13 protein-coding genes are annotated in these 13,785 nt (G+C 58.4%); 2 read left to right on the forward strand and 11 right to left on the reverse strand.

The features are described from left to right. Nucleotides 1–210 precede the first annotated feature (210 nt). From EIP75_RS21155 to rfbB, 8 genes are all read right to left on the reverse strand, one after another. Nucleotides 211–1,539: a UDP-glucose dehydrogenase family protein gene (locus tag EIP75_RS21155; protein ID WP_125245187.1), complete on the reverse strand. Its 1,329-nt coding sequence runs from the start codon at nt 1,537–1,539 to the stop codon at nt 211–213. Between the two features lie 180 nt (nt 1,540–1,719). Continuing rightward, nucleotides 1,720–3,168, reverse strand: coding sequence for a DUF1501 domain-containing protein (locus EIP75_RS21160; protein WP_125245188.1), 1,449 nt, complete (start codon nt 3,166–3,168; stop codon nt 1,720–1,722). A 32-nt stretch (nt 3,169–3,200) separates the two neighbouring features. Continuing rightward, nucleotides 3,201–5,033 carry a DUF1800 domain-containing protein gene (locus EIP75_RS21165; protein ID WP_125245189.1) on the reverse strand — a complete coding sequence of 611 codons (1,833 nt, stop codon included), beginning with the start codon at nt 5,031–5,033 and terminating at the stop codon, nt 3,201–3,203. 192 nt (nt 5,034–5,225) lie between these two features. Continuing rightward, nucleotides 5,226–5,735 (reverse strand): FxDxF family PEP-CTERM protein, encoded by a 510-nt coding sequence (locus EIP75_RS21170; RefSeq protein WP_125245190.1) that lies wholly within the window; start codon nt 5,733–5,735, stop codon nt 5,226–5,228. A 244-nt stretch (nt 5,736–5,979) separates the two neighbouring features. After that, nucleotides 5,980–6,540, reverse strand: coding sequence for a dTDP-4-dehydrorhamnose 3,5-epimerase (rfbC, locus tag EIP75_RS21175; RefSeq protein ID WP_125245191.1), 561 nt, complete (start codon nt 6,538–6,540; stop codon nt 5,980–5,982). 2 nt (nt 6,541–6,542) lie between these two features. Beyond that, complete coding sequence (gene rfbA, locus EIP75_RS21180; RefSeq protein ID WP_125245192.1) at nt 6,543–7,436, reverse strand: glucose-1-phosphate thymidylyltransferase RfbA; 894 nt, start codon at nt 7,434–7,436, stop codon at nt 6,543–6,545. A gap of 7 nt (nt 7,437–7,443) precedes the next feature. Then, nucleotides 7,444–8,328, reverse strand: a complete 885-nt coding sequence (rfbD, locus tag EIP75_RS21185; RefSeq protein WP_125245193.1) for a dTDP-4-dehydrorhamnose reductase — start codon at nt 8,326–8,328, stop codon at nt 7,444–7,446. A gap of 6 nt (nt 8,329–8,334) precedes the next feature. Beyond that, nucleotides 8,335–9,432 (reverse strand): dTDP-glucose 4,6-dehydratase, encoded by a 1,098-nt coding sequence (gene rfbB / locus EIP75_RS21190; protein WP_125245194.1) that lies wholly within the window; start codon nt 9,430–9,432, stop codon nt 8,335–8,337. A gap of 258 nt (nt 9,433–9,690) precedes the next feature. Between rfbB and EIP75_RS21195 the strand changes: the two genes are divergently transcribed. Continuing rightward, entirely contained in the window at nt 9,691–10,782 is a 1,092-nt protein-coding gene (locus EIP75_RS21195) for a nucleotidyltransferase family protein (protein WP_199758664.1), read from the forward strand. A 36-nt stretch (nt 10,783–10,818) separates the two neighbouring features. Here the strand turns inward: EIP75_RS21195 and EIP75_RS21200 are convergent, their stop codons facing one another. After that, on the reverse strand, nt 10,819–11,451 hold the full coding sequence (locus tag EIP75_RS21200; RefSeq protein ID WP_125245196.1) for a nucleotidyltransferase family protein: 633 nt from the start codon (nt 11,449–11,451) through the stop codon (nt 10,819–10,821). A 105-nt stretch (nt 11,452–11,556) separates the two neighbouring features. Between EIP75_RS21200 and pdxH the strand changes: the two genes are divergently transcribed. After that, complete coding sequence (gene pdxH, locus EIP75_RS21205) at nt 11,557–12,213, forward strand: pyridoxamine 5'-phosphate oxidase (RefSeq protein ID WP_125245197.1); 657 nt, start codon at nt 11,557–11,559, stop codon at nt 12,211–12,213. Between the two features lie 18 nt (nt 12,214–12,231). On the opposite strand, the gene msrA is transcribed toward pdxH, so the two are convergent. Both msrA and EIP75_RS21215 read right to left on the reverse strand, forming a co-directional pair. Beyond that, entirely contained in the window at nt 12,232–12,798 is a 567-nt protein-coding gene (gene msrA, locus EIP75_RS21210) for a peptide-methionine (S)-S-oxide reductase MsrA (RefSeq protein ID WP_125245198.1), read from the reverse strand. Nucleotides 12,799–12,834: 36 nt separating this feature from the next. Then, nucleotides 12,835–13,482, reverse strand: coding sequence for a PEP-CTERM sorting domain-containing protein (locus EIP75_RS21215; RefSeq protein WP_158622939.1), 648 nt, complete (start codon nt 13,480–13,482; stop codon nt 12,835–12,837). Nucleotides 13,483–13,785: the final 303 nt, after the last annotated feature.

The raw sequence follows: 13,785 nt of genomic DNA on the forward strand, positions 1-13,785 counted from the left end.
CGGTTTGAGGGGATCAGATCAGGGTTTGCAGGTTAACTGATCCTGCGTCGATGGTTGGTGGGTTGGGGTTGCATCAGCCACATCATCGATTGATGGGGCCGCTGGACAATGTCCCGCCTGCTGAGTTCGAGCAAACTACCACCAACAACTCTTGGTCGGGCCGCGACCGTCTGACTTAAACCAACCGGCCTCCTCGAAACCCGTGGCGCTTCACTTCGCTCGGCGACCTATTGACTCATAAGTCAGTCCAAATCCCTTCACCAAATCGGGTTCGTAGAGGTTGCGCCCGTCGAATATGGTGGAAGCTTTTAAGTTTTTCTTGATTTGCTCGAAATCGGGACTTCGAAATTCTTTCCATTCTGTCACGATGATCAACGCGTCAGCGCCTGCGAGCGCTGTGTTCGGGCTTGAGGCATAGTCAAGTTGGGTGTGATCTCCGAATATACGCTTGGCTTCATCCATGGCGACAGGGTCATAGGCGGTCACTGTCGCTCCCCGCTTGAAAAGTTCCTCTAGCACAACCCTGCTGGTGGCTTCACGCATGTCGTCAGTGTTGGGTTTGAAGGCCAATCCCCAAAGCGCGAATCTCTTACCCACAAGGTCATGCCCGAACCGGCTCGTGATCTTGTCGATAAGAACGAGCTTCTGTGCTTCATTGGCCGCCTCCACAGCTTGAAGCACGCGGAGTTGTTGGCCTTCTCCAGATGCGGTCTGAATCAGTGCCTTCACATCTTTAGGAAAGCAACTGCCTCCATACCCGCAACCTGCGTACAAGAAGTGCGTGCCAATGCGGGCATCCGACCCTATGCCTTGTCTTACTTGTTCAATGTCAGCGCCCATTTTTTCTGCTAGGAGCGCCAGTTCATTCATGAAACTGATGCGCGTTGCCAGCATTGCATTAGCGGCATACTTGGTAAGCTCTGCGCTGCGTACGTCCATCACGAACAGCTTGTCTCTATTACGTGAGAATGGTGCGTACAAGGCGCGCATCAAAAGGATGGCCTGCTCGTCATCCGCCCCAACGATGATGCGATCTGGCCGCATAAAGTCCTCAACAGCTGCGCCTTCCTTGAGGAATTCTGGATTCGAAACTACTGCAAAGCGTGCATCGCTTTCGCGCTTTGATAGCTCGTCCTCAATAGCCGCCTTGACTTTATCGGCAGTACCAACCGGCACAGTGCTCTTGTCGACCACAACCTTGTAATCGGTCATCAGTCGCCCGATGTTTCGCGCTGCTGCAAGGACATACTGCAAGTCAGCAGAGCCGTCTTCGTCCGGGGGCGTGCCCACAGCAATGAACTGGATCGTCCCATGGGCGACAGCTTTGGCTATGTCCGTCGTGAAAGCAAGACGACCCGCTTGGACATTGCGAGCAACCACACTGTCCAAGCCTGGCTCATGAATGGGTATGCCGCCCTCTCGGAGGATCTTGATCTTGCTGGGGTCAACGTCTAGGCATAGCACGTCATTGCCCATTTCTGCAAGGCATGCGCCTGTAACGAGCCCTACATAGCCTGTGCCGACAACAGAAATTTTCATGGATGCTCTTCTGACCTGAACTGTTTAGGGGAAGAGAGCAGCACCACTTACAGGCCTTGATCAGACGCTTGAATGGTCCGCCCCCTTCAACTTACCGAAGGAGGGGTAACCCTGACGTTGCCAGAGGAGAGAGACATTGACAAGCCCCTGCGCAGGGGCTTGTGCATGGGTATGCCCCGATCAGGTCATCAATGCCAGATTGGAAAAGTTGCCAAGATTCGGGAACACGCTACTGAGCACGCTTTCTGCACCGAACCAGCGACCGAGAGAAGCACCGTATTGTTCAACTGATATCTTGGGCAACAGGGCACCGTTGGCCAATTGGTCGGGGCTGCCATCAAACCGATTATTTGTAGCGTTCTTAGTGGCATATACGGGTACATCACCAATGACTGTTCCACCCCGTACGGCACCGCCCATTACAAACTGATGCCCACCCCAGCCATGATCTGTTCCATCACCATTGCTGGTGAACGTTCTCCCAAAATCCGAGGCGGTGAAGGTGGTCACATCGTCCGGAACACCCATGGCGGTGATCACGTTATTGAAGTACACCAGCGCATGATTGAGACGAGCCATCAGGTCTGCATGACGATTTATTTGATCATCATGGGTGTCGAAGCCAGGAAGACTCACAAAGAAAACCTGTCGCTTCATCCCGATAGTGTCTCGGGCGGCAATGGCACGAGCTACAACTTGCAGCTGTTGTGCCAAAGGATTCAAAGCCCTTGAGCCATCCGCTTTGGTGTAATACAGCAAGCTGCTAGGGCCAAACGGTGCGCCTGTTTCACTCGGCAATCGGGCGCTGAGAACCTTCTCCGCATCAATGCTGCGCTTTGCTATGGAAGCGAGGTCTTTCTCGAAGGCGCCGCCTTGTGCCGTCGTTGCGATACGCTGAAGCGCTGCCCCAACGACTTTTGAACCAAATACGCTTCCGTCGGCTTGTACGCCGAGTCGCAGCGCTCCACTCGGTTGTAGCTGATATTGCTTGACGCTCTGACCAGACACCCATACGGCGTTACCCGCTGCAGAGATGCCTGTAAAGAGGCTGTTGCTGTTACCACTGGCCACGGCATCGGCCAGGCGTCCACCCCAACCAGTAGTGCTGCCTTCCGGCCCCAATGCTTGCCAAGCTGACTGCTGATCATTGTGAGACATCAGTTTTGCAGGAAGGCGCTTCGCATTGCGCGTGTACTCATCCTTGGTGACGGGCTCAATCAAAGGCCCGATGTTCGAAACAATGGCCAGACGACGATCATTGTTGAAAAGGCTTTGCAGCCCCGCCAACTTAGGGTGAAGGCCAATAGACCGCCCGGTGCCCAGAGAATTGGTCGGATTGAGATCCAGGACATTGCCACGTGCAAGTGCCAATGATGACGGCAGCTGACTGCGTACCGATGTGTAGGCTCCCCAAGACGTCGGGTCCGTAGCGAGCACCGTGTTATAGGCATCGTTACCGCCTGCCAGGAATACGCATACCAGAGCTTTGTAACGGTCAGCGGTCTGCGCAGCCACAGAACCCATTGCTGCCAAATTGAGTGCCAGCGGTGCGCCGGCACCCAGACAAGCGAACGAAGCAGTCTGCTTTAGAAAAAGTCGACGAGATGAGCAAGATTTAGCATTTGTCATGATTGCACCAGAAAATTGCAGATTTCAGAGGGTTACTTCTGTACCTGATATTCAGGCGATGCTACTGCTAGAAGCAATGCTGCATACAGACGGCCCTTTCTGGTCTCCGCGGTCGCAGGCTTGTAGTCAATGCTAGTAATGGCTGCAATTATTTCATTTTTCAGCCCTGTAGACATGTTTCCATACATCAGGCGCTGGTTTACATCCTCGACGAGGTATGCAGGGCGGTCGGCAATCGGATAGAGTAGGCTGCTAGGGTTACGTTGGTATTCCATTCGAATATCAGGGGCGGTTCCCAGATCGTCATAGCCCTTGGTGCCTAGGCCATAGTTAATCGTCAGGTTCATGAAATTCACATAACTTGCTGCCGTGGTTTCATGAACGATCTGCATTTCAGGAGATGTCAGACCAGCCTTTGAGGATTCGGAATTCGGAGCCACGTAGCCAGGGCGGAAGTAGTTAAAGACCGAAGGGGCTTGAAGGGGGCCTTCACCAAATCCTGTCGAAACGTCATTTGTATTCCACATCAGGAAAGATCCAGAGACCGATTGGGCACCATAGGCTCTCAGGAGCGCAGACAGTCTAAGGATGGGCTCTCTCACTTTGCCAAACGTGGCGCTCTTCAATGCCGAGGCATCTCTTGCTTCTGGGTCCATCAAGACAGCAACAATGACTTGCTGGAGGTCTCCACCGCTGGCCGAGAAGACTGTAGCGACTCTTTGAACATAAGCCGGGCTAGGGTTGCTGGTAACAAAACGCTGAATCAGTTGCTTTCCGATGAACGGTCCAACGTTCGAGTGCTTGGCAAGGGTGTCCAGAGCCGTTTTGAGACTGACTGCCGGATTAGGAGTAGTCTGAGCCGCAACAGTTACACCCAGAAAGCGCTTTTCGCTTGTCGAATGGAAGTTGGCATAGGGCTTCATGGGAAGGGTCCAACGATTCGCAGTGATCGCTCCTGAGTTGGAACTACCCCAGCGGAAACACTGCTCAGAAGGCCAGTCAGGGCAGTCAAGACTCCAGCCTGTGAAGACTTTGGCCAACCCAGCAATGTCGTCCGCGGTATATGTATCGATTGGTTTTCCGCCGTTCAGTTTGAGGCTGCCATCGGTATTGAGCTGATAGAGGCCAATCGTAAACAACTGCATCACTTCGCGAGCGAAGTTTTCGTCGGGCACTCTGCCGGTAAGAGGATCTTCCTTTTGATTTCTCAGGTGAGACAAATAGCAACCCATGACTGGATGCAGGGTTACAGATTCAAGCAGGTCCCTAAAGCGTCCTAGTGCACGCTGGTCAAGCATGTCAAAGTAGGATGCAGCCCCTTGGGGGTTGTTGTTGCCACAGCCATCAATGGTAGAGACAACAAAAATCTGAGACAAGGCAAGGGCCATGCGCTGGCGAAGTTGATCTTGGCCACTCAATGCATTTTTCCAAAACGCATGGGTGATTTCCAAGGAGCCTGCGCTTTTAGCTGCCTTGCGTGCATCCCAATAGCCGCGATAAGTTGTGCGTGTAGATGCGTTGAATTGCTCTTGAAACCAAGTCTGATACCCGACCTCCATCAAATGGTCGATTTCAGGCTGAGTTGGGCCAAAAGTAGCCTGAGTCAAAAAGCGGGCAGCTTCTTGCCGGGTTTGGGGGCGTCCAGTAGCAGTAATTGCTGAAGCTGTTGCCTGAGCATAAGAAATACCTAGGGTATTGTCTTCTGTTTCTTGCAGCGCAACTTCCGAGGTTTTCTCCGCGGAATTATCTGAAGTGCTACTGCCGCCGCCGCCGCCACCACATCCGTGGAGCAAAGTAAAAACAAGGGCACAGCTAACAGCTACCAAGCCTTTTACTGGCTTGGCCAATTTACTCAAACGCAACATTTGGACTATCCTGAGAAACCGCCTCACACACCACTGTTATCGGCGAACGGGGTGAATCATGACAGCGCCCGTTAAGCCTTGTGCGTCAAAAAGTCGCACACAAAGTAGCAGTTGCTCATTGTTACAGGGCGGAAAAAAAGCCGGAACCGGGTTGTACCCGGTTCCGGCTTGGATTTTTGTAAGTCTTTGTTTTTAGACGGTTTTGCGGCGGCGCAGCAGCGTTCCGGCTACACCTAAGCCTGCCAACACCAGGGCCATGGATTCAGGTTCCGGCACCGGGGTGGCTTGTACAAAACCCCCACCAAAGCTGCCGGCAGACGAGGTTGACAGGCCTGTGAAGGAGATCACATAGTTGCCATCAGCCAGTGAACTGAAGCTGAAAACGTTGGGAATGTAGGGCGAGCCTGCGACCGTGGTGGTGCCGCTGAATGAGGCACCTGCTAAGTTGATGGTCAGATCCACAGGGTCAGCAAACCGCAGTGCGCCGGCCAGATCACTGAAGCCGGTGCTCGAATCCAGCGTAAAGCTGAAGCTGTAGGTGGGGGCGCCGTTGAAGGAGAAAGCTTGCGCGAACACCGCTGCTGCAGAGGTGCCCAACGTGCCGAGGGAGATCGGCGTAGGGAAGGCTTCTACGGCGAGAGCGCTGCTGGATGCTGCTGCCAGCGCCGCAGCGGCCGCCAAATGGCGAAGGTTGAAGTGCATGGTTGGTTCCTTTGGTGATGTTTAACTGTCAGGCAGGTGCGCATCGGTTGTGCGCCTTCGCCCCTGGAATGCTGGCTGTTCCGCCGCTATTGCTATCCACGTGGTGTGTGAATCACGGCACATCCTACAGGGCTAACCCTGCCTAACTTGCAACCAAATCAGTGTCAAAAGTGTAGAACTGTTGCAGTGCACAATCACCCCCTAATTCGGGTCCGCCTTGACCTACACTTTCGTCAGCGTTTCCTTACAAATTTGCGTGTTTCAGACAGGGCGCCTGTTCATCTTTCGCTGCCAAATGCACCTTCAGGCCATCCAGTGGCCACCGGATGCCAATGTCCGGATCGTTCCAAGCAATGGAGCCTTCACAGTCCTTGGCATAGACATCCGTGGTCTTGTAGAGGAAATGCGTGTCGTCTTCCAGTGCCACAAAGCCATGGGCAAAGCCCTCTGGAAGCCAAAGTTGCTTGTTATTGGCTGCAGTGAGTTCCACGCCCACCCATCGGCCAAAGGTAGGTGACCCACTTCGGATATCTACCGCGACGTCAAACGCCCGGCCCTTGGTTACGCGTACCAACTTGCCCTGAGCATGCGGTGTGCGTTGAAAATGCAGACCACGCAGTACACCGGCCTGGCTGCAAGAATGGTTGTCCTGAACAAAAGGTCGGGGCGCCGGTAGCCCAAACTCTGCCAACCCGGCCACAAACTTGGGCAGATTGAAAGATTCCATGAACCAGCCCCGTGCATCGCCAAATACAGCGGGCTCAATAATGACAACGTCTGGAATCGCGGTTTGCGTGAATTTCATGATCAGAAAATCTTGTCGTTGAGCACCTTGATCAGGTACTGGCCATAACCGTTCTTCAGCATGGGCTCTGCCAGCTTTTGCACTTGCTCAGCCGTGATCCAACCCGATCGGTAGGCGATTTCTTCAAGGCAGGCCACCTTCAGGCCCTGGCGCTTCTCAAGCGTGGCGATGAACTGGCTGGCTTCGAGCAGGCTGTCATGCGTGCCAGTGTCCAGCCATGCATAGCCGCGGCCCATGATCTCGACGTTCAGCTGCCCCAACTCCAGGTAGCGGGCATTCACATCGGTGATCTCCAACTCACCGCGGGGGCTGGGCTTGATGCTGGCTGCGATGTCGCACACCTGCTTGTCGTAGAAGTACAGCCCGGTGACGGCGTAGTTGCTCTTGGGCTGCTTGGGCTTTTCTTCGATGCTCAAAGCCTTGTAGCCCCCGTCGAAGTCCACCACGCCATAACGCTCTGGGTCGGTCACGTGGTACGCAAACACGCTGGCGCCCGCGTCGCTGTCAGCCGCATGGCTCAGCAACTGCTGGAAGTTGTGGCCGTAGTAGATGTTGTCGCCCAGCACCAGGGCGCTGGGATTGTTGCCGACGTGCTCACGGCCCAGGATGAAAGCCTGTGCCAGCCCATCCGGGCTGGGTTGCACGCAGTAGCTCAAGTTCAGGCCCCACTGGCTGCCATCACCCAGCAGGTGCTGGAACCGGGGGGTGTCTTGCGGCGTGCTGATGATCAGGATGTCGCGGATACCGGCCAGCATCAGGGTGCTGAGCGGGTAGTACACCATGGGCTTGTCGTACACCGGCAGCAACTGCTTGCTGATGGCCAGGGTGGCGGGGTGCAGGCGTGTGCCGGAGCCGCCGGCCAGGATGATGCCCTTGCGTGTACTTGTGGTGCTCATGATGGTGTTACTTCCCCAGGTGTTCGGTCAGCATGCGCTCGACCCCTTGTTGCCAATGGGGCAAGGTCAGGCCGAAGGCTTGTTTGAGTTTGTCGGTGGCAAGGCGTGAGTTGAGCGGCCGGCGCGCCGGCGTGGGGTACTCGGTGGTGGGCACGGCCAGGATGTTTTCTGGCTGGACACGCACCGTGTGGCCTTGCTTGCGCGCCCACTCGATCACGTAGCGGGCGTAGTCGTACCATGATGTTTCGCCGTCGGCCACCAGGTGGTACAGGCCTGCCAGCGATGGATTGGCCTGCGCGGCACGCAAAGCATGAGCAGTCACGTCGGCCAGCAGATCTGCGCCCGTGGGCGAGCCGGTCTGGTCGTTGATCACCTTCAACTCATCGCGCTCGGCCGCCAGGCGCAGCATGGTTTTGGCAAAGTTGCCACCGCGTGCGGCATAGACCCAGCTGGTGCGAAAGATCAGGTGCCGGCAGCCGCTGGCCATGATCTGCTGCTCGCCTTCCAGCTTGGTTTGGCCATACACGCTCAGGGGCGCGGTGGCCGCATTTTCATCACGTGGTGCATGGCCGCTGCCGTCGAATACGTAATCGGTGCTGTAGTGCACCAGCAGTGCCCCGATGTCCGCAGCCTCTGCCGCAATGGCCCCAGGGGTGTCGGCATTGATCAGCCGAGCCAGATCGGGCTCGCTCTCTGCCTTGTCCACGGCCGTGTGCGCCGCTGCATTGACGATGACTTGCGGACGCACGGCCCGAACGATGGCAGCCACCTGGTCGGGTTGGCTGAAATCGGCCGTGTCCACGTCATGTGCGGTGATGTGGCCCAGCGGCGCGAGTGCGCGCTGCAGCTCCCAGCCCACCTGGCCGCCTTTGCCCAGAAGCAGAATGTTCATGCGGTGTCAGGCGGCGCGGCCTGCGTAGTTGGTGTTGATCCAGTCGCGGTAGGCGCCTGAGCGCACGGTGTCGATCCAGGCGGTGTTTTCAAGGTACCAGCGCACGGTCTTGTCTATGCCGGACTCGAACGTTTCAGCCGGCGACCAGCCGATGTCGCGCTGTATCTTGGTGGGGTCGATGGCGTAGCGGCGGTCATGGCCGGGCCGGTCGGTCACGTAAGTGATCTGGCTCTCATACGGCTGGCCGTCTGCGCGGGGGCGCAGGGCATCGAGCTTGCGGCAGATGGTGGTCACCACATCGATGTTCTTGATCTCGTTGATGCCGCCCACGTTGTAGACCTCGCCCAGTGTGCCTTTCTCGAGCACCTGGCAGATGGCTTCGCAGTGATCACGAACGAACAGCCAATCGCGGATGTTCAGGCCATCGCCGTAGACGGGCAGGGGCTTGCCATCCAGCGCGTTCAGGATCATCAGCGGGATCAGCTTCTCAGGGAAGTGATAGGGGCCGTAGTTGTTGCTGCAGTTGGTGGTGAGCGTGGGCAGGCCGTAGGTGTGGTGGTAGGCGCGCACCAGGTGGTCACTGCCGGCCTTGCTGGCCGAATAGGGGCTGTTGGGGGCGTAGGCCGTGGTTTCGCTGAAGGCTGCATCGTCATCGCCCAGCGAGCCGTACACCTCGTCGGTGGACACATGCAGGAAGCGGAAGGCGGCTTTGGCGGCGGCGTCCAGTGGGCTTTCGGCGCCGGCCCAGTAGGCGCGAACCTCTTCAAGCAGCGTGAAGGTGCCGACCATGTTGGTGTGGATGAACTCACCCGGGCCGTGGATGGACCTGTCGACATGGCTTTCAGCCGCGAAGTGCAGCACGGCGCGCGGGCGGTACTGCTGAAGGGCCTGGCGCACAGCGTCACGGTCGGTGATGTCGGCATGCACCAAGGTGGCCTGGCCAGAGTCGATGTGCGACTGGATGGTAGCCGGGTTGCCCGCGTAGGTGAGCTTGTCGAACACCACCACCGGTTCAGCCGGCAGGCCCAGCTTGGCGCGGCGTTCAAACCAGTGGTGGACAAAGTTGCCGCCGATGAAGCCGGCGCCTCCGGTGATCAGAATCATGGGTAAGAAGCTCTTGTGATGCTGTTGGGCAGCAAAGATTATGCCGACGCTTGTTCGACAAGGCCGCCTCAGCCCCTCAACTGAATGGGCTGAAGTCCCTGCACTGGGGGGGCGCAGCGTTTGATCACACATCTGACAATGATTGTGTGGTTCACTATGGGCCCTGATCATGGAGCAGGACGCATTCAGCCCATGAGGCTGTGCATCCATGTTTTGATAAAAACGCTTAACAGGCTGTATTGAACGATGGCAAAAGCAATGATTCTGGCCGCGGGGCAGGGAACCCGCGTGCGGCCACTGACCAAAAACATGCCCAAGCCCATGGTGCCGATCCTGGGCAAGCCGGTGATGGAATACATCATCGAGCATCTCAAGCGCTATGGCGTCACCGAGATCATGGTGAACGTGGCCTTCAACCACTGGAAGATCGAGAACTACTTTGGTGATGGCCACCGCTGGGGCGTGAAGATCGGCTACAGCTACGAAGGCGCGATCGAGCACGGCGAGATCGTGCCCAAGCCTTGTGGTTCGGCCGGCGGCATGAAGCGCATCCAGGATTTCAGCGGCTTTTTCGATGAAACCACCATCGTGCTGTGCGGTGACGCCATCATCGATCTGGACATCTCGGCCGCCCTGTTCGAGCACAAATCCAAGAAGGCCATGGCCAGCGTGGTGACGCTGGAGGTGCCGCTGGACCAGGTCAAGAACTACGGGATCGTGGTGTCTGACAAGGAAGGACAAATCACGTCTTTCCAAGAGAAGCCCGCCCCTGAAAAGGCCCTGTCGCGGCTGGCCAGCACCGGGATCTACATTTTTGAACCCGAGATCCTGGAGCTGGTGCCTTCGGGGCAAGAGTTCGACATCGGCAGCCAGCTGTTCCCCCTGCTGGTGGAGCAGAAGCTGCCGTTCTACGCGCAGAACCGCCATTTCAACTGGATCGACATCGGCCGTGTGAGCGATTACTGGGCCGTCTGCCTGCGCGTGCTGCGCGGTGAGGTTGCCCAGATGGACATGCCTGGCACCGAGGTGCGCCCCGGCGTGTGGGTAGGCCTGAACACCCGCATCGATTGGGACACCGTGAAGATCACCGGGCCGGTGTACATCGGCTCGGGCAGTTGCATTGAATCCGGCGTGACCATCGAAGGCCCGGCCTGGTTGGGCAATGGTTGCCGCCTGCGCAAGAACAGTGTCTTGCGCAGCAGTGTTTTGTTCGATTACACGCGTCTGAGCGAAAGCGCCGTGTTCGAAGACGTGATTGCCTCGCCGCTGTACGTGGTGGACAAAAACGGTAAAACCACCTACCAGGGCGACGAGACCACGCCACTGCGCTGGGGCGACGGCCGCGTTTGAGCGGCGGCCAGTGACGGGGCGGGCCTAGGGGCTTCCTCAGCCTCTGGGCAAGCCAACCCCAGGCATCAGCGGGCCGGTGAGCTGCGCTCGCAGCTGGTTCAGATCGGCATGCGCATCAGTAGCCATGTGGACACCCGGGTCGTCTACATCGACATCCACGGACGGATAGCGGGCCGCCAGGCGCCGCAGGTCTTGCTCGGATTCCATGCGGATCAGCTCTGAATACAGCTCGGCTGACACGGCGATGGGATGCCCCCGGCGATGCCGGTAGCACGGATAGGCGAGGGGCCCCCGCCCCAGGCCGGAGGCCAGCGCCTGCAGCGTGCCGGCCTGCAGCATGGGCATGTCAGCCGGCAGCAGCAGCCAGCCGGGCGATTGTGGGCGATGCATCACCCCTGAAGAAATGTTTCGCACCAGCCAATCGCTGTGGGCCTGCCCCGGCCTCGGGGGCGGCACGGCGAGCACATCGTGGTGGGGCAGCAGGCTGAGTGCCGCATGGGCCTGGTCATCTGGTGCGATCAGCAGCAGCGGCATGCCGCTGGACAGCACGCGGCGCAAGGTGGTGTCCAGGGCGCTGAGCGCGCCCAGGGCGCCGCCGATATCGGCACGGGCCCGCGCCTGCTCCGGCTGGGGTGCAGCAAGGATGAGGACCGTGGGCTTGGTGAGCATGCTGAACAGTTTGCCGAGCGTTGCTGCAATGCACCAGAGTGCCTTTCCTTAAGGAGATACCCCTGTGAATAGGGGGTGTGCGCTCGGCGGTGCGATACTAGAAAAATGGAAAAAACGTCATCCCACGAACTGGCGCAGATGCGCCGCAGCTATGGCCAGGCCGAGCTGGACGAAACCCATGTGGCGGCCGAGCCGCTGGCTCAGTTCCAGAAATGGTTCAACGAGGCGGTGAACGCCAAGGTGCTGGAGCCCAACGCCATGACCCTGGCCACCGTGGGCCCCGAGCTGCGCCCATCCACCCGGGTGGTGCTGCTCAAGGGCCTGGATACGCGGGGGCTGGTTTGGTACACCAATTACGAAAGCCGCAAGGGCCGCGAGCTCGAGGGCAACCCGCATGCGGCGCTGCAGTTCTTCTGGGGCGAGCTGGAGCGCGTGGTGCGCGTGGAAGGCAAGGTCGAGAAGGTGACGGACATCGAATCCGATGTGTACTACCGCAGCCGGCCCCTGGGATCCCGCATCGGGGCCTGGGCCTCACCTCAGAGCCAGGTGATTCCGACCCGCGCCACGCTGGAGGCCACCTGGGCCGAAGAGCAGGCTCGCCAGGGTGCAGACCCGGAGCGGCCTGCGAACTGGGGCGGCTACCGGCTGGTGCCGGATCGCTGGGAGTTCTGGCAGGGCCGCAGCTCGCGCCTGCATGATCGGCTGTGCTTTAGCCGCGCGCCCGATGGCGACAGCTGGGAGCTGTTCCGCCTGGCGCCGTGATGGCGTGGGCCGCAAGGCTCAGGCTTCAGCGCTGGTGTCGATGGCCGCAAAGGCCTTCTTGAACTTGGCCACCTTGGGCGCCACCACGAAAGCACAGTAGCCTGCCGCGGGGTTGTGCTCGAAATAACGTTGGTGGTAGGCCTCGGCTGGGTGGTAGTTTTCTACCGGCAGGATCTCGGTGACGATGGGGGCGCCGCCATAGGCGCCCTGGGCCTGCAGCGCGGCGATGTGTTCACGCGCGGCCTCAGCTTGCTCGGCGTTGTGGGTGTAGATGCCTGAGCGGTACTGCGTGCCCACATCATTGCCTTGGCGGTTGAGTGTGGTCGGATCGTGCACGGTGAACAGCACATCGAGCAGTTCGCCGTAGCTGACCTGCGCCGGATCGTAGGTGACGCGAACCACCTCGGCGTGGCCGGTTTCACCCGTGCAGACGTCTTCGTACGTGGGCGCGTTGGTGTGTCCATTGCTGTAGCCCGACTCCGCCTGTGCCACCCCGCGAACACGGTTGAACACCGTTTCAATGCACCAGAAACAGCCACCACCAAAGGTGGCTTCTTCAAGTTTTGGGGGGGCGTTTATCGTCATGCCGGACATTATGTTGCAATGACGGAATCATGGTTTTCAAGTGCGGCGGCGCACCAGCAGGCCTACGGCCGCCAAGCCCGCCATACCCAGAGCGACCGTCTGTGGCTCTGGCACGGCCTGCGGGAAGCGCGACATGCTCGGACTCGACTGGCTGATGCGCGGCATCAAGCTGGCAAAAGACGGCCCATCGACGTCAATCGATAGGGTGAAGCCTCTGGCTGTGCTTCCCCAGAAACTCGCAGTGCTTCGGGTACTGCCAAGTCCCTTGTAAGGGGCAGATGAGGAGCCGGACTCCCCCTTGCCTGTGGACAGGCCAGCGGCTTGGTCCTTCTTTCCCAACAGGTCGAATGAGATGGGGGAGGACAAGAGCGCCATCCAGGCATCGCGGGTCTCTTTGGCCCCCGGAGTTGCGTCGCCTCTGGCTTTGGTCTCGCCTGTGACCAGGGCGCTCTGGCTCAAGGAAATCAGCACCTCGGGCAGCGACATTCTGTGCGGAAGCAAGTAGGTGAACTCGGCTTGGCGCGCATACCCCTCGGTGTCTAGCCAACGGACCTCTTCGTTCACGTGATAGCGGTCCAGCCCGGCGGTTGAAAACTGCCAGAACCAGTTGGCTTCCGACGTCGCATGGGCCTGTGTGGCTGCGACGCTGACCAAGGCAAGTGCCCAAACGTTCTTCCTGTTCATGATTCCTCCCGTTGTTACGTCTGTATCTAACGGTAATTTGTCACGAGTCGCAACCCGCATACGAGGGAAAACCAGAAGTGAAGTCGGGCCCGGTGGGAGCGCAAGGGCAAAAAAAAGGCGCTCCGAAGAGCGCCTGTGAAAATAGTGGATTGCATGCAATACACAAAAGCATGCAGTCGTATTGTTACATTTTGACGCGCATGGACTGCCCCCTGAATGGGTGGAACAAGCGCCAGGCCCATCAATGCACAGGTGGAGGTGCGCCTAAAGCAAAAGGCCCCCGGCTAGGCCGGGGGCCGAGGT

This window comes from Aquabacterium soli (genome assembly GCF_003933735.1).
GTDB classification, from domain to species: domain Bacteria; phylum Pseudomonadota; class Gammaproteobacteria; order Burkholderiales; family Burkholderiaceae_C; genus Aquabacterium; species Aquabacterium soli.